Source organism: Cellulomonas sp. FA1 (assembly GCF_000986825.1).
GTDB lineage: Bacteria > Actinomycetota > Actinomycetes > Actinomycetales > Cellulomonadaceae > Cellulomonas > Cellulomonas iranensis.
In genome coordinates, this window is record NZ_LBMY01000001.1 from 2,904,791 (window position 1) to 2,921,157 (window position 16,367).

The window sequence follows — 16,367 nt, forward strand, 5'->3', positions numbered from 1 at the left end:
GGCGATCGCCCAGACTACCCGCTCACGACCCCGCGACCGAATCCCCCGACCGAGCGGTCGGGCGGTCGGGTCGGCCGCGGCGCGGCGGCGTCAGGGACGTTGCGTGGGCAGCGGCACCGCACCGGCCTGGCCGCCACCGCCCCCGGCACCGCCGCCGTCACCCGGCGGCGGCTCCTCGGTCGGCGCGGGTGGCGGCTGCGTCGGTGCGGGGGTCGGCGACGGGGACGGGGCTCCCGACGACACGATGAGCGTGACGGTGGCGCCCGAGTCGACCGTCGACCCCTCACCGGGTTCGGCGCGGATGACGCGCCCCGCGGGGACGGACGCCGACTGCTCGGAGCGCACGCTCGCCACGAGCCCCGCACCCTGCAGCACGCCCGTGGCGTCGGCCTCGGTGCGACCCACGAGGCCGCCGGGCACCTGCACCTGGGCAGGCTCCTCGGGCTCCTCGGGCGGCGCCTCGGTCGGCTCCTCGGTCGCGGTGGCGGTCGGCGTCGGCCTGCCGCCCACGTTCGCGCGCGGCGGGAAGTTCTCGACCTGGGCGAACCTGGGGTTCGCGAAGACCTTGCCCATGTAGTCGGCCCACAGCACGGCGGGGTACGACGACCCGGTGATCTGGCTGTAGTCGCCCCAGGCCTCGATCGAGTCGAGTCCGCGGCCGTCCTGCGCCTGCTGGGACAGCGCGACCGCCGTCGCGAGCTGCGGGACGTAGCCGATGAACCACGCCGACTTGTTGTCGGTCGAGGTACCCGTCTTGCCCGCGATCGGGCGGCCGAGGCGCGCGATCTGCGCCTTGCCCGAGCCCTGCTCGACGACCTGGGTCATCGCGTAGGTGGCGTCCGCCATGACGTCCGCCGCGAAGACCGGCCGGCCGGCCGTGTCGGGCTGCCAGGCGACGGTCCCGTCGTTGTTCTCGACGACCTGGAGGATGTGCGGCGTCCGCTGCACGCCCTGCGCCGCGAACGTCGCGTACGCGCCCGTCATGTCGAGCGGGTGGACGAGGTCGGAGCCCAGGACGTTCGAGGGCACGCTCGTCAGCGGCGTCGTGATGCCCGCCTCGGTGGCGACGCGCGCGGTGTTCTCGGGGCCGACCTTGATGTTGAGCGCCGCGTACACGGTGTTCACCGAGTCCGCGGTCGCCTTGACCAGGTCGATCTGGCCGAAGCTCTGACCGTTGCCGCGGCCGAAGTTGCGGACGTCCTTGGTACCGCCCTCCCACTCGGGGAAGCGCTGCGGCGAGTTGCCGTCGAACCTCGTCGACAGGCCGATGCCCTCCTGCAGCCCGGCGACCAGCGCGAACGGCTTGAACGTCGACCCGGCCTGGACCTTGTCGAACGTCGCGGTGTTCTTCTGGTCCGCGAGGTAGTCGGGGCCGCCGTAGAGCGCGACGATACCGCCCGTGGCGGGGTCGACCGAGACGACCGAGACACGCAGCCGCTCGTTGGGCACGGCGCCGTCCGAGAGCGCGCCGGAGCGCAGCCCCTCGGCCGACTCGACCGCGGCCTGCTGCACCGACTGGTCGACCGTCGTGACGATCTTCAGGCCCTTGGTGCGCAGCTCGCCCGAGGTCCACAGGTTGGTCGCGAGCAGCTCGTTCTCGACCATCTCGAGCAGGTACCCGTTCGGGCCGCGGTACGTCTCGGACTTGACGTACTCGATCGTCGTCGGGAAGACCTGCGCGGCGCGGTCGCTCGCGCTGAGCCAGCCGGAGTCGACCATCGAGTCGAGGACGATGCCCCAGCGCTGCTGCGACTTCTCCGGGCTCACGGCCGGGTCCCAGTTGTTGGGCGACGGGATCAGCGCCGCGAGCAGGGCCGCCTCGGAGACCGACATCTCGGCCGCGGGCTTGCCGAAGTACGACTTGGACGCCGCCTCGATCCCGTAGGAGTCACGACCGAAGTAGATCGTGTTGAGGTAGCGGCCCATGATCTGTTCCTTGGACTCGCTCTGGGACAGCTTGACGGCGAGGATCGCCTCCTTCGCCTTGCCCCAGTAGTCCTTGGTGGTGTTCTGGTAGTACCGCTCGACGTACTGCTGGGTCAGCGTCGACCCGCCCTGCGTCGGCTTGCCCTGGACGTTGTTGATGAAGGCGCGGGCCATGCCGGTGATCGACACGCCCCGGTTGGTGAAGAACGTCTTGTCCTCGCCGGCCGCGACCGCCTGGCCGACGTACTCGGGCAGCGTCGAGTACTCGACGATCTCGCGCTTCTGCTTCGCGAACGTCCCCATGACCTCGCCCGGCTGACCGGGCTCGGCCCCCGCGAAGTACACGGTGGTGGTCTGGAACTGGACCTCGGCGAGCGCGTCTGGCGGGTTGATGAACGCGAACGCCGCCGCACCGGCACCGAGCAGCAGGAAGATCCCGCCGATGAACGTGCCGAGGACGACCCGCCACGACGGGAGCCAGCGACGCACGCCACGGTGCTCGCGGCGGGGGTAGTTCCAGAACTTCCGCTTCTCCGGCGGGGTCGCCCGGGTCGACGCGCGACGCGTGCCGCGGGGTGCGCGCGTGGGCGCCGCACGGCGTGTGCTGCCTGCCAACGGGGGACCTCTCGTGCCGACGACGGTGCTGGCGGACGCTCCGCCGCGGCCCGCGTGGGGGCGCGTCGGTGGGGGCGCTGCCGACGTCAGTATGGACGACCGACTTGGGCGGTGGCTCGCGCAGGGCGCCCGGGACGTCCCGTTCTGGGCGGGACTTCACACGATCGGCACCCCGTCGCGACGCGATCCGGCGCGGCCGCGCACACGGTGGGGCGGGCGCCCTGTTGTCGTCGGGCACGCGCGCGACATATTCTCCGGATGTATCGAGTTGATACATCGAGATCGGGCGACCGCCCGGTCCCGGTCCCCGACGGCACGAGGAGGCCAGGTGCGCGGACGTTCCGACGTGCTCGAGCCGGCGATCCTCGGGCTGCTCGCCGGGTCGCCCATGCACGGGTACGAGCTGCGCAAGCGCCTCAACCTCGTGCTCGGCTCGTTCCGTGCGCTGTCGTACGGCTCGCTGTACCCGTGCCTCAAGGGGCTCGTGGACCGCGGGCTGATCGCCGGCACGGACTCGCCCGGCGACCGCACGGTCGCCAGCAAGCGCGCACGGATCGTGTACGAGCTGACCGCCGACGGCAAGGAGCACCTGCAGCAGGTGCTCTCGACGTCCGGGCCGGCGGCCTGGGAGGACGAGAACTTCGACGTGCGCTTCGCGTTCTTCGGCCAGACGGACGCCGAGACGCGGCTGCGCATCCTCGAAGGTCGCCGTTCCCGGCTGACCGAGCGGCTCGAGACGTTCCGTCAGTCGTTCGCCCGGACCCGCGAGCGCATGGACGAGTACACGCTCGAGCTCCAGCGCCACGGCCTCGAGCAGGTCGAGCGCGAGGTCCGCTGGCTGGACGACCTCATCGACAACGAGCGCGGCGTCCGTCGCGCTCGCCCCGAGGGCGGTGGCCGACCGGCCGCCGCTGCAGACGACGCCGAGGGCTCATCCGAGGCGCGAATCGAGAAGGAGCGAGGATGACCTCCATCCGCGTCGCCATCGTCGGCGTCGGCAACTGCGCCGCGTCGCTTGTCCAGGGCGTGCACTACTACCGGGACGCCGACCCGGCGGGCAAGGTCCCCGGCCTCATGCACGTCCAGTTCGGCGACTACCACGTGCGCGACCTCGAGTTCGTCGCCGCGTTCGACGTGGACGCCAAGAAGGTCGGCTTCGACCTGTCGGAGGCGATCTTCAACTCCGAGAACAACACCATCAAGATCTCCGACGTCCCGCCGCTGGGCGTCACGGTGCAGCGCGGCCTCACGCTCGACGGCCTGGGCAAGTACTACTCCCAGACCATCGAGGAGTCGGACGCCGAGCCGGTCGACGTCGTGCAGACCCTCAAGGACCAGCAGGTCGACGTGCTCGTCTGCTACCTGCCCGTCGGGTCGGAGGCCGCCGCGAAGTTCTACGCGCAGTGCGCCATCGACGCGGGCGTCGCGTTCGTCAACGCGCTGCCCGTCTTCATCGCGTCGGACCCCGAGTGGGCCGCCAAGTTCGAGGCCGCCGGTGTCCCGATCGTCGGCGACGACATCAAGTCGCAGGTCGGTGCGACCATCACGCACCGCGTGCTCGCGCGCCTCTTCGAGGACCGCGGCGTCATCCTGGACCGCACGTACCAGCTGAACGTCGGCGGCAACATGGACTTCAAGAACATGCTCGAGCGCGAGCGTCTGGAGTCGAAGAAGATCTCGAAGACGCAGGCCGTCACGTCGAACCTCGAGGACGGCCCGCTGTCCGGCAAGAAGGACGACCGCAACGTCCACATCGGCCCGTCGGACTACGTCGCGTGGCTCGACGACCGCAAGTGGGCGTACGTGCGCCTCGAGGGCCGCGCGTTCGGCGAGGTGCCCCTGAACCTCGAGTACAAGCTCGAGGTGTGGGACTCCCCCAACTCGGCGGGCATCATCATCGACGCCGTCCGCGCCGCGAAGATCGCGAAGGACCGCGGCGTCGGCGGCCCGATCCTGTCGGCGTCGACGTACTTCATGAAGTCCCCGCCGGTGCAGATGGAGGACACGAAGGGCCGGGCGCAGCTCGAGGCGTTCATCCGCGGCGAGGTCGAGCGCTGAGCCGGAGCGCAGCGGAGGGTGCCGGCCCGGCGCGCAGCGTCAGGCCGGTGCCCGCAGAGCGCAGGCTCAGCGCGACCACGGGGTCGAGCGCTGAGCCGGAGCGCAGCGGAGGGTGCCGGCCCGGCGCGCGGCGTCAGGCCTGATCCGAGACACGAGGTGTGCGGGTAGCCGTCGTCCAGCGGCGGCGACCCGCACACCTTTGTCGTGTCGTCCACAGACTCGCGCGGGTCGCCGGTGGTGGCACGTGGTCACGTCGCCCTGCGCGATCGCGTCCCCGCTCGCCGCGGCGCTGAGCCGCCGCGGACGGCGTGGTGCACCGCGCAGGTGCGGCGTGACGCGTCGAGCGTGCGGGGTCGCCGTCGCGTGACGACGGCAACCCCGCACGCTCGCGGCAGGCTCAGGGCGCGGCGCGCTCGACGAGGCCGCGCACGCCCGGGTCGGGTGCGCCCTCGACGGCGCGGGCGACGAGCCGCGTCGCCCCGGTGGCCGGGTCGACCGTCCACCACGTGAACCCGCCCGCGGCCTCGTAGCAGAGCCCGTTGGTGCGGAGCAGCACGCCGTCCCCGCCGGGTTCCACGCTGCAGATCTGCTGGTCGGCGCCGACGTCGGCCGCGAGAGGCGACACGGACGCGCCCTCCCACACGTACGCACCGTCGTAGCAGACGTCGAAGCACGCCCCCGAGCCGGAGAGCAGCGGAAGCGACGTCGCGACGAGACCACCCGACGCCAGCGGGTGCCCGATCCAGGGCGCGACACCGTCCCCGGTGAGCTGCTGCAACGGCTGGGGCGCACCTCCGGCGGCGTCGAGGCGCACCACCTGACCCCGACGGTGGTCGAGGTACTGCAGGTCGCGCTCGCCCTCCCCGCCGGGCGGGACGGGGTCGGCGCAGGTCGCGAGGAGCCCGTCGGCGTCGAGCCATCCCGCCACGCTGCACGTCTGCCCCGCGGGGACGTCGAGGTCGACGCCGGCACCGGTCGCCAGGTCGACCACATGCACGGCGGGACCGAAGCCCGGCGCTGCGACGGATCGGCGCCCGTCGGGGCTGAGCCACGCGCTCTGGCCGCTCGATCCCACGGCGACCTCGCGCGCGCGCCCGGTGGGCGGGACGACGTGCAGCGTCGTCGACTCGTCGGACGTCGTCATCCAGACCTCGTCGTCACCGGACGCGCCCACCCACGACGCCTCCGGCGGTACACGGTCGTCGGCCGTGACCCGGCCGGTCAGCAGATCGACCGTGACGACGCGGGAAGGCCCGTCGTCGCCCCAGCGCACGGCCCGCAGCACGCCGGCGTCGGACCAGCGGCTGAGGTGGAGCCCTGCGTCGACGTCGACCAGGTGGTAGAGCTCGCCGGTGGGGGCGCTGAGGGCGAGGGTCGTGGCGTCGGCCCCGTCCGCGGCGGACGGCGCGGCGTAGGCGACGACGAACCATCCCGGTCCGGTGCGGTCGAGGATCCCCTCGGGCGCCTCGTACATGGGAGGCAGTCCGAGCAGCGACACCGGCACGAGCGGTGCCGGTGGGTCGGCCGTCGGTGCGGCGTCCCCGCTCGGCGAGGGCGTCGGCGACGGCGTCGCCGTGGACGTCGGCGTCGGGGTGTGGGCGGGCTGCGGGGCGGGCGCCCGGTGCAGGCCGAACCACCCGGCCACCCCCAGGAGCCCGGCCGCCGCCGCGGCGACCGCGGCGTACGACACGGCGCGTCCGCGCCGGGCGCGCGCCACGCGGGCGTGCAGGTCCGCGAGGGTCGCGGCGTCCGGCCGGGTGCCCTCCTCGTGCTGCTCCTGACGACGCAGCGCGGCGTCGAGCCGCGCGCTCAGGTCACCGCTCACGGCGCACCTCCGGGGTGTCGCGGGTCGAGTCGACGAGCGTGACGGGCAGCCGCTCGCCGCCCGTGGTGGTCGTGCCCAGCGCCGCGTCGAGCGTCGCGACCGCGTCGGACACGTAGCGCTTGACCGCGCCCTCGCTGATGCCGAGCAGGCGGGCGGTGTCCCGCACGGACAGGTCGTCCAGGTGCCGCAGCACGACGCAGGCGCGCTGCTGCGGCGGCAGCGCCGCGAGCGCGGCGGCCACGTCGGCGTCCAGCAGGTCCGACCGCAGCTCGGTGCTGACCGCCTCGCGGCCCGCGAGCCGCGCGACCGCGGCCCGCTCGCGGCCCCGCCGGCGCGCACGGTCCACGAACCGTGACGCGACGGCGCGGCGCACGTACGCCTCGGCCTGCGGCACCGACCCGAACGACGCGCGCGCCGAGAACGTCGAGACCAGCGCGTCGTGCAGGACGTCCTGCGCCTCGTGCCGGTCCCCCGTCAGCACCGTCGCGTACGCGACGAGCCCGCCGTACCGCTCCGCCACGAGCCGGTCGAGCATCGCTGCCCCGTCCCGGCTCACGTCGTCCTCACCATCGTCGCCGCCCTCGCATCGGTCCCGGACCATCCTGTCGCCACCACAACGACGCAGGTCCGCGCCAGGTTGTGCGGCACGTCGGGGGTGACGTGCGTCGGCCCGGCGGGCGCGGTCGGTGGCGGCACGTAGCCTGAGGCGGTGCAGGTGATCTCCGACCTTCGGGCGCTGTGGCCGCTGACCGGCTTCCGGCGCCTGTTCGCCGTGCGGCTGGTGAGCCAGTCGTCCGACGGCATGTTCCAGGTCGGGCTGGCCACGCTGTTCTTCTTCTCGCCCGAGAACGCGTCGACCGCCACGGGTGTCGCCGCCGCGTTCGCGGTGCTCCTGCTGCCGTTCACGATCGTGGGGCCGTGGGCCGGCGTGCTGCTGGACCGGTGGCGCCGCCGCCAGGTGCTGCTGTACGGCAACCTCGTGCGGGTCGCGCTGACCGCGACGATCGCGGTGGTCATGCTCACGCAGGGCGTGGGACCGCTGGTGTACGTGCTCGCGCTCGTGACGCTGTCGGTGAACCGGTTCCTGCTCGCGGCGCTGTCGGCGTCGCTGCCGAAGGTCGTCGACGGGCCCCTGCTGCTCACCGCCAACTCGCTGACGCCGACGCTGGGGGCGGCGTCGGCGGGCGTGGGGGCGCTCGTGGGCTTCGTGCTGGGTCTGCTGCTGCCGGACGGCCGCCTGCGGGACGCGGTCTCGCTGCTCGTGGCGGCCGCGGTGATGGCGTGCGCGTCGGCGCTCGCGGCCCGTCTCGGCCCCGACCAGCTCGGGCCGGACGAGCGCGCCGCCACCTCCGAGATGAAGGCGGCGCTCGCGAGCCTCGCGCACGGCCTGGTGGCGGGCGCGCGGTACCTGGTCGCTCGCCGGACCCCGGGGTACGCGCTCGGCGTCATGGCGCTGCACCGGTTCTGCTACGGCGCGGTCTTCATCGCGAGCATCCTCATCTCGCGCAACCTGCTGTCCGACCCGGCCGACGCCGGCGCAGGCCTGCGCACGTTCGGCACGGTCCTGGCCGCGAGCGCCGTCGGGTTCGCCCTCGCGGTCGTGCTGACGCCGCTGCTGGTCCCCCGCGTGGGCGCGCACGTGTGGATCGTCGCGTGCATGCTGCTCGCCGTGGTCAGCCAGCTCGTGCTCGTCGTGACGGTCGCGCGTGCCGCGGTGCTCGCGACGGCCGTGGCGCTGGGGCTCGCGGCGCAGGGCGCGAAGATCGCGGTCGACACGATCGTGCAGCGCGACACCGCCGACGCGTACCGGGGCCGGGCGTTCTCGCTGTACGACGTCCTGTACAACGCGGCGTTCGTCGGGGCGGCGGCGCTCGCCGCGGTCGCGCTGCCCGACACCGGCTGGTCGCGCGCCGTGTTCGCGGTGATCGCGGGCGTGTACCTGGTGGGGGCGCTCGTGTTCGCCGCGGGCCCGCGCGAGCCCGTGGACGTGCCGGCGGCGCCTGCGACGGTCCGTACGTGAGCGTGCAGACGCCCGGCGCCGACGCGACCGACGACCGCACCGACGGCAGCACGCTCGACGGCGTCGCACGCCCCATCGCGGGCGGCTGGCCGTTGGACGGCGCGCTCGCGCGGCTCGTGCTGGAGGCGGGTCCGCACGCCATGACCGTGTCCGACCCGAACCTGCCCGACGACCCGGTGGTGTGGTGCAACACCGCGTTCACCGCGCTCACAGGGTACGCCGCGGACGAGGTCGTGGGGCGCAACTGCCGGTTCCTGCAGTGCGACACCACGGACCCCGCGGCCGTCGACCGGGTCCGCGCCGCGCTGGCCGCGGGCGAGGACCTGCGCGAGACGCTGCTCAACGCGCGCAAGGACGGGTCGCAGTTCTGGAACCAGCTCGCGGTCGCGCACGTGCGCGACGCGGACGGGCACGTGATGTACCGCGTGGGCGTCCAGGTGGACGTCACCGCCGAGACGGTCGGCGACGCGGCGCGCACGCTCGAGCTGACGCTCATGCACCGCACCGCCGACCGGCTCGAGCTGCTCGCGACGGTCGGCGACGAGCTGTCCCGGCACCTCGACTACGACGCCGCCGTGGCCGCGCTCGCCGACACCGTCGTGCCGCGCATGGCGACGTGGGGCTTCGTCGCGATGGTGTCGGAGGGTGGCCGGTTCGAGCGCGTGCACGTCGCCGCGACCGACCCGGCGCGGCGGGCAGCCGCGCACGCGCTGGGCTCGCAGGGCACGTCGTGGCTGCTGCGCTCGCCGCGCGTCGCGGAGACGCTCGCGGCGGACGCGACGCACGTGCCGGTCACGCTGCCGGTCGACGTCGCGTCCCTGCCGGGCCGCACCACGCCCGACGAGCTGCGGCTGCTGCACGAGCTGGGCCTGGGCAGCGCGATGCTCGTGCCGGTCACGGGGCGCGGGCGCGTCCTGGGGGTGCTGTGCCTCGTGCACGAGGACGTCGACGGGTTCGACCGCGAGGCGGTCGTGACCGCCGCGCACCTGGGCCGCCGCGCGGGCGTGCTGCTGGAGAACGTGCGGCTCTACCTGGCCGAGCGCGACGCGGCCCTCACGCTGCAGCACTCGCTGCTGCCCGTGCTGGGCGACGTGGGCGGGCTCGACGTCGCGGCGTCGTACCTGCCGTCGGGGCGGCGGGCCGAGGTCGGCGGCGACTGGTTCGACGCGTACGTGCTCCCCGACGGCAGCACGAGCCTCACGGTCGGCGACGTCGTGGGCCACGACCTGCGGGCCGCGGCGTCGATGGGGCAGCTGCGCACGCTGCTGCGCACCGCGGTGTGGCGCGGCGACAGCCCGGGTGCGGCGTTGCGCCGGCTCGACGGCCTGGTGGGCGCGCTCGACCTCGGGGACGTCGCGACGTGCGTGCTGCTGCGGTGGCGCCGCACGCGCGACGGCGCCCACGTCACGTGGTCCTCGGCCGGGCACCCGCCGGGCCTGGTGCGGCTGCCGGACGGCACGGTCGAGCGGCTCGACGGTGGCCGACGCACCCCGGTCGGCCTGCCCTCGCCGCAGTCGCGCACCGCGCCCGAGGCGTCGCGCGAGCTGCCCCGCGGGTCCGTCGTGGTGCTCTACTCGGACGGGCTCGTCGAGCGCCGCGACCGTGGGCTGCGCGAGGGCATCGAGGCGCTCGAGGCGCACCTCGCGACCCTGCCGCCGGACGCCGACGCGACCACGGTCCGCGACGCGCTCGTCGCCGACGTGGTCGACGGCGGGCAGGAGGACGACGTGTGCGTGCTGGTGGTGCGGGTCGACTGACCCCCGCGGTGACCCGCGGGCCGCGTCCGGCGCGCGGCCGCCGAGCTCAGGAGGAGCGCTGCTCCCACCACGCGAGCAGCACCTCGCGCGCGCGCTCCTCCCCCAGCGGGCCGTGCTCCAGGCGCTGGTCCAGCAGGTAGCGGTACGCCTCGCCGACGTCGCGGCCGGGGCGGATGCCGAGCACGTCCATGATCTGCGTGCCGTCGAGGTCGGGGCGGATCGCCGCGAGCTCCTCGGCCTCCCGCAGCGTCGCGATCCGGTCCTCCAGCGAGTCGTACGCGGCCTTGAGGCGCGCGGCCTTGCGCTGGTTGCGGGTCGTCGAGTCCGAGCGCGTCAGCCGGTGCAGCCGCTCGAGCAGCGAGCCCGCGTCGGTCACGTAGCGGCGCACCGCGGAGTCGGTCCACTCGCCGTCGCCGTAGCCGTGGAACCGCAGGTGCAGCTCGGTGAGCCGCGCGACGTCCTGCACGGTCTGCTTGTCGAAGCGCAGGGCCTTGAGCCGCTTGGCGGCCATCTTGGCGCCGACGACCTCGTGGTGGTGGAAGCTCACACCCCCGCCGTCCTCGAACCGTCGCGTGCGCGGCTTGCCGATGTCGTGCAGCAGCGCGGCCAGACGCAGCACGAGGTCGGGACCGGGCACGGCGCCGTCCGGCCCGGTCTCGAGCGCGATCGCCTTCTCCAGCACCATGAGCGAGTGCTGGTACACGTCCTTGTGGCGGTGGTGCTCGTCGATCTCGAGGCGCAGCGCCGGGAGTTCGGGCAGCACGTGGTCCGCCAGGCCCGTGTCGACGAGCACCTCGAGGCCCGCACGCGGGTGCGGCGCGAGCAGCAGCTTCGTCAGCTCGTCGCGCACGCGCTCGGCGGACACGATCGAGATGCGGGAGGCCATGTCGACGATCGCCGCGCGCGCGTCGTCGTCGAGCCGGAAGCCGAGCTGCGCGACGAACCGCGCCGCGCGCATCATGCGCAACGGGTCGTCGTCGAACGACCGGCGCGGGTCGATGGGCGTGCGGAGCACGCGACGCGCGAGGTCGCCCAGGCCGTCGAACGGGTCGACGAACTGCAGGTCGGGCACGCGCACGGCCATCGCGTTGACCGTGAAGTCGCGCCGCGACAGGTCGCCCTCGAGGGTGTCGCCGAACGCGACGAGCGGCTTGCGCGACGTCGGGTCGTACGCGTCGGTCCGGTACGTCGTGACCTCGACGACGACGTCCTGCGACCCCGCGCCGTGCCGGCCGGCGAACCGGCGCGCGCCGATCGTGCCGAACTCGCGCCCGATGTCCCAGTGCGCGTCGCCCCACGCCGCGAGGAGCGGCTCCGCCTCGTCCGGCGTCGCGGACGTGGTCAGGTCGAGGTCGTGGCTGGGTCGGCCGAGGAACGCGTCGCGCACGGGGCCGCCGACGAGCGCGAGCTCGTACCCGGCCGCGCGGAACCGCGTCCCCAGGTCGAGCGCGTCGGGCGCCATCGCGGCGAGGGACTCCAGGGCGCGGCGGCGCAGCTGCTGCACGGCGGCGGCGTCGGGCTGGTCGGGGGCGTCGGGCACCGGACAAGCCTGCCAGAGGTCACGCGTGGCACGTCCGCGGGTGTGCTGCGCATGACGTGCCGATGACTCTCACGTGATCTCCACGTGACCGCACGTCGTGACCGTGCGTGGTGCGGTGATGCCGAGTCGTTACAGTGTCGGCATGTCCACCGCCGCCCACCCGCCCCGCCCCGGGCGTGTGCCGGCCCCGCCCGGCGGGCACGCGCTGCGCATCGACCCCGCGCGCACCACGCCCCGTCAGGCGCCCGCGACGCTGCCCGTGGTCGACGAGACGTCCGCCGGCGGGCTCGTCGTCACCCGGCAGGGCGAGCACTACGCCGCGGCGGTGATCGCACGGCGCAACCGCGCCGGGCGCCTCGAGTGGTGCCTGCCCAAGGGGCACCTCGAGGGCGACGAGACGCCCGAGGAGGCAGCGGTCCGCGAGATCGCCGAGGAGACGGGCATCACCGGGCGCGTGCTGCGCCGCCTCGGCGTCATCGACTACTGGTTCTCGGGCGACGAGCACCGCGTGCACAAGGTCGTGCACCACTTCCTGCTCGGGGCGCTGCACGGCGACCTCACGGTCGAGAACGACCCCGACGGGGAGGCCGAGGACGTCGAGTGGGTGCGCGTGGTCGACCTGTCCGGCCGGCTCGCCTACCCGAACGAGCGACGCCTGGCAGGCATGGCCCTCAGCGTCCTCACCGACGGATGAGCGCTGCCCGCCGAGCCGTGCCCACGCTGCTCGCCACGCTCCTGGTGCTGCTCGCGCTCGTGACCCCGGCCGCGGCGTCGGCGACCCCGGCTCCCTCACCGACGACGAGCCGGGGCGCGAGCACCCCCGCCGCCGACCTCGACCCGGTCCGCGTGCAGATCACGCAGGTCACGCCGAACGTGCTGCGCCCCGGCGACGACCTGGTCGTGCAGGCCCGCCTGACCAACACGACCGACGAGGAGATCGCGAACCTCCGTGCGCGTGTGCGCCTCGAACGCATCCGCCCGGGGTCGCGGGCCGACCTCGCGACGTGGCTCGAGCCGAGCACGGCCGACGCCCGCGCCCGCGTCGGCACGGTGGTCGCGACGGTCGCCCTCGAGGAGCCGCTCGCCCCCGGCGCGTCGGCGGACGTCGAGGCCCGGGTGCCCGCGGACGGCGTCGGGCTGCTGGACCGCCCCGACACGTGGGGGCCGCGCGGGCTCGCCGTCGAGGCGACCGGCGGGCGCAGCGCACGGCTCGGCCTGCAGCGCACGTTCGCGCTCTGGGCGACCGAGGGTGACGTCGCCCAGGCGCGGCTGTCGGTGCTCGCACCCGTGGTCGGCCCGGCGCCCGTGCCCGCGGGCGTCGACGTGACGGCGCCGGGGCCCGCCCTCGACGAGCTCGTGCGCAGCGGCGGCAGGCTCGCGGCCGTGCTCGACCTCACGCGCCGCCACCCCGACGTCGCGCTCGCGGTCGACCCGGCGCTGCTCACCGCCGCGCGTGCCGAGTCCGGCCCCGTCGCGACGTGGGCCGACGCGCTCGTGGCCGCGAGCAGCGGCCGCGACGTCGTCGCGCTGCCGTGGTCGGACCCCGACCTCGTCGCCCTCGCGCACGCCGACCAGCCCGACCTGCTGACGGCGGCGGTGGACGCGTCCGCGCGCGCGGCCGCGACGGACGTCACCGACGGCAGCCCGTTCGCCGCGCGCACCGACGTGCTGTGGGCGCCCGGCCCGACCACCGACCGCGCGACCGTCGACCTCGCCGCGGCGGCCGGGGCGTCGACGCTCGTGCTCGCCCCGGGCGACCTCACGACCGACGTCGACGCCGCCGGCGCGCGCACGGTGCTGCCCACCGACGACGGCACCGTCACCGGGCTCGTGCCGGACGCGACGCTCACGACGCTGCTGGTCGACCCGACGTCGCTCGACCCGGCGGCGACCCGCGCGACCGTCGTGCAGCGCGTCCTCGCCGAGCTCGCGGTGCTCGCGCGCGCGTCGACCGACGGGCCGCAGCACGTGCTCGTCGCACTGCCCCGCACGGCGACGCCCGACGTCGCGCTGGTCGACGCCGCGCTGACCGCGGTCCAGGGTGCGCCGTGGTCGCGCTCGGCGCCCCTGACCGCGCTGCTGGGCGCCACCGACGCGGCCGCGCCGCGCGACACGCTCCCGGCGCAGACCGACGTCCCCGCGGCGCTCGCGCCCGCGCAGGTCACGCGGCTGGCCGACGCGCGGTCCGCGACCGTCGCGTTCGCCAGCGTCACCGACGACCCCGCGACGGTCCTGCGCGGCGTCGACGCCGAGGTGCTGGCACCGCTCGCGACCGCGTGGCGCGCCGACCCCGACGCCCGCGCCCGGCTCGTCGACGCGGTCGTGGCGGACGTGGACGCCCGCCGCACCGGCCTCACGCTCGCCCCCACGAGCACGCAGAACCTCATCAGCGCCGACAGCGAGGTCCGGTTCTCGGTCCGCAACGAGCTGCCCGCCGCGGCGTCGGTCCGCGTGCAGGTCACGCCGCGCAAGGCGTGCCTCGACGTCGACCCGAGCGACGTCGTGGTCGTCCCGGCGGGCAGCGACGAGGTCGTGCCCGTCGCCGTGCACGCGATCGCCAACTGCGAGGTCGTCGTCGAGGCCGTGCTCACCGGCGCCGACGGCACCGCCCTGGCCGCACCCGTGACGTTCGTGGTGCGTGCTTCGCCGACCATCGAGTCGGTCGGCACGCTCGTCGTCGGCGCGCTGCTCGCGGTCGGGCTCGTGCTGGGCGTCGTGCGGACCGTCCGCCGCGGCCAGAGCGCGCGGCGCGGCGCGCACCGCGTCGAGGGCGAGGAGGGCACGCGCCCGCTGCCGGTGCTGGGCGGCGCCCCGGAGGAGGACCAGTGACCGCGACGCCCCCGCCCCGCGACCCCGCGACGCCGGGCGACCCGGGGGACGTCCCGGACGAGGCGCTCGCCCGGGACGCCGACGCGACCCCGGGTGACACGACCCCGCCCGGCACGGCACGACCCGAGGCGCGGGCGGGCACCGAGCCGCGCGGGGGCGTGCGCCGCGGCGCCGCGGTCATGGCGAGCGGCACGGCGGCGTCCCGCGCGCTGGGGCTCGTGCGCAACATGGTGCTCGTCGCCGCGATCGGCGCCACCGGGCAGTCCGCCGACGCGTTCGCGGTCGCGAACAAGCTGCCCAACGTGCTGTACATGCTGCTCGCGGGCGGGGTGCTGAACGCCGTCCTCGTGCCGCAGGTCGTGCGCGCCTTCAAGCGGGACGCCGGGCAGGAGTACGTCGACCGCCTCCTCAGCCTGGGCTTCGCCGTGCTGGGTGGCGCCACGGTCGTGCTCACGCTCGCGGCTCCGCTGCTGGCGTGGCTGTACGCGGGACGCGGCACGAGCGGGCAGGTCGAGCTCGCGACGACGTTCGCGTACTGGTGCATCCCGCAGCTCTTCTTCTACGGCGTCTACGCGCTCCTCGGCCAGGTCCTCAACGCGCGCGGCTCGTTCGGTCCCTACATGTGGGCGCCGGTCGCCAACAACGTCGTCTCGATCGCCGGCTTCGGGCTCTTCATCGCGCTCGTCGGACCCGTCGGGGTCCCGCACACGTGGACGGGCGGGCAGGTCGCGCTGATCGCGGGCTCGGCGACGCTCGGCATCGTGGTGCAGGCGCTCGTGCTGGTCCCGGCGATGCGACGCGCAGGGGTCGGGTACCGCTGGCGCTGGGGTCTGCGCGGCTCGGGCCTGGGCCGGGCCGGGAAGGTCGCCACGTGGACCTTCGTCGGCCTGCTGATCGGCCAGATCGGCTACGTCGTCGTCTCCAACGTCGCGGCAGCGGCACCCGCGGCCGCGCACGACCTCCAGGTCGCGGGCAACATGGCGTACGACAACGCCTTCATCATCTTCATGCTGCCGCACTCGCTCGTGACGGTCTCGCTGCTCACGGCGCTGTTCACACGGCTGTCGGCCCGCGCCCACGACGGCGACGTCGCGGGCGTGCGCTCCGACCTGTCGACCGGCCTGCGGGTCGTCGGGATCTTCACGCTGCTCGCCGGGGCCGGGCTGACGGTGCTGGCGCGCCCCGTCGTCCAGGTGATCCTGCCCTCGCAGCCCGAGGCCGCCGTCAGCGCCGTCGCGGGCGTCGTCGTCACCATGGCCCTCGGCCTGCCCGCGTTCGGCGCGTGGTCCATGTGCCAGCGGGTGTACTACGCGTACGAGGACGCCAGGGGCATGGTGCCGGTGCAGCTCGCGATGGCCGCGCTCGTCGTCGCCGGGACGCTGCTCGGCACGGTGGTCCTCCCCCCGTCGTGGTGGGTCGCCGGCGCCGGGCTCGCGATGAGCGCGTCCTACCTGCTCGGCACGGTGCTGGCGCTGCGCGCCCTGCGCCCGCGCCTCGGCGGTGACGTCGACGCCGCACGCGTCGTCCAGACGCACGCCCGCGCCGCGCTGGCGGTGCTCGCGGCGGCCGCCGTGGGCGTCGCCGTGCTGCTCGTCGTGCAGGTCGTCGGCCCGGGCGGCGTCGTCGGCGCCCTGGTGCAGTGCGCGGTCGTCGGGACGGTGATGGTGCTGGTGTACGTCGGCGGGCTGAAGCTGCTGCGCGTGCGCGAGCTGGACCAGCTCGTGGGGCCGCTCGTCCGGCGCCTGCGGGGGCGGCGCTGACGGCGGGCCGTCTAGCATGCTCACGGGACGCGCGACC

The 16,367-nt window shown here is 74.9% G+C and carries 11 protein-coding genes; 7 read left to right on the top strand and 4 right to left on the bottom strand.

The window, feature by feature from the left end:
* Window positions 1-90: 90 nt before the first annotated feature.
* On the bottom strand, window positions 91-2,541 hold the full coding sequence (locus GY42_RS13050) for a transglycosylase domain-containing protein (protein ID WP_046529660.1): 2,451 nt from the start codon (window positions 2,539-2,541) through the stop codon (window positions 91-93).
* Between the two features lie 328 nt (window positions 2,542-2,869).
* Between GY42_RS13050 and GY42_RS13055 the strand changes: the two genes are divergently transcribed.
* Window positions 2,870-3,508 (top strand): PadR family transcriptional regulator, encoded by a 639-nt coding sequence (locus GY42_RS13055; RefSeq protein ID WP_046529661.1) that lies wholly within the window; start codon window positions 2,870-2,872, stop codon window positions 3,506-3,508.
* Window positions 3,505-4,599 (top strand): inositol-3-phosphate synthase, encoded by a 1,095-nt coding sequence (locus tag GY42_RS13060; protein WP_046529662.1) that lies wholly within the window; start codon window positions 3,505-3,507, stop codon window positions 4,597-4,599. Before GY42_RS13055 ends, GY42_RS13060 begins: the two co-directional genes overlap by 4 nt.
* Window positions 4,600-4,996: 397 nt before the next feature.
* On the opposite strand, the gene GY42_RS13065 is transcribed toward GY42_RS13060, so the two are convergent.
* A complete protein-coding gene (locus GY42_RS13065; protein WP_046529663.1) occupies window positions 4,997-6,424 on the bottom strand; it encodes a hypothetical protein in 1,428 nt (475 codons plus the stop codon).
* The gene (locus GY42_RS13070) at window positions 6,414-6,980 is read right to left on the bottom strand and encodes a sigma-70 family RNA polymerase sigma factor (RefSeq protein ID WP_046529664.1); all 567 of its coding nucleotides are present in this window, start codon (window positions 6,978-6,980) and stop codon (window positions 6,414-6,416) included. Before GY42_RS13070 ends, GY42_RS13065 begins: the two co-directional genes overlap by 11 nt.
* A gap of 153 nt (window positions 6,981-7,133) precedes the next feature.
* Here GY42_RS13070 and GY42_RS13075 point away from each other — a divergent pair, with 153 nt between their 5' ends.
* On the top strand, window positions 7,134-8,444 hold the full coding sequence (locus GY42_RS13075) for an MFS transporter (RefSeq protein WP_046529665.1): 1,311 nt from the start codon (window positions 7,134-7,136) through the stop codon (window positions 8,442-8,444).
* The gene (locus tag GY42_RS13080; RefSeq protein WP_236686786.1) at window positions 8,441-10,201 is read left to right on the top strand and encodes a SpoIIE family protein phosphatase; all 1,761 of its coding nucleotides are present in this window, start codon (window positions 8,441-8,443) and stop codon (window positions 10,199-10,201) included. Before GY42_RS13075 ends, GY42_RS13080 begins: the two co-directional genes overlap by 4 nt.
* Window positions 10,202-10,247: 46 nt before the next feature.
* On the opposite strand, the gene GY42_RS13085 is transcribed toward GY42_RS13080, so the two are convergent.
* Window positions 10,248-11,741, bottom strand: coding sequence for a CCA tRNA nucleotidyltransferase (locus GY42_RS13085; RefSeq protein ID WP_046529666.1), 1,494 nt, complete (start codon window positions 11,739-11,741; stop codon window positions 10,248-10,250).
* Between the two features lie 142 nt (window positions 11,742-11,883).
* On the opposite strand from GY42_RS13085, the gene GY42_RS13090 reads away from it, so the two are divergent.
* From GY42_RS13090 to murJ, 3 genes are read left to right on the top strand one after another with little or no spacing between them, the layout of a single operon-like run.
* Window positions 11,884-12,435, top strand: coding sequence for an NUDIX hydrolase (locus GY42_RS13090; protein WP_082131543.1), 552 nt, complete (start codon window positions 11,884-11,886; stop codon window positions 12,433-12,435).
* The gene (locus GY42_RS13095) at window positions 12,432-14,570 is read left to right on the top strand and encodes a DUF6049 family protein (protein ID WP_152667322.1); all 2,139 of its coding nucleotides are present in this window, start codon (window positions 12,432-12,434) and stop codon (window positions 14,568-14,570) included. Before GY42_RS13090 ends, GY42_RS13095 begins: the two co-directional genes overlap by 4 nt.
* Complete coding sequence (gene murJ / locus GY42_RS13100; RefSeq protein ID WP_052748387.1) at window positions 14,567-16,330, top strand: murein biosynthesis integral membrane protein MurJ; 1,764 nt, start codon at window positions 14,567-14,569, stop codon at window positions 16,328-16,330. Before GY42_RS13095 ends, murJ begins: the two co-directional genes overlap by 4 nt.
* Window positions 16,331-16,367 lie beyond the last annotated feature (37 nt).

What these genes read in the sequence shown, in the direction of transcription:
- GY42_RS13060 (WP_046529662.1), top strand. Translation starts at nt 3,505, where the DNA reads ATGACCTCCATCCGCGTCGCCATCGTCGGCGTCGGCAACTGCGCCGCG.
- GY42_RS13090 (WP_082131543.1), top strand. Translation starts at nt 11,884, where the DNA reads ATGTCCACCGCCGCCCACCCGCCCCGCCCCGGGCGTGTGCCGGCCCCG.
- GY42_RS13095 (WP_152667322.1), top strand. Translation starts at nt 12,432, where the DNA reads ATGAGCGCTGCCCGCCGAGCCGTGCCCACGCTGCTCGCCACGCTCCTG.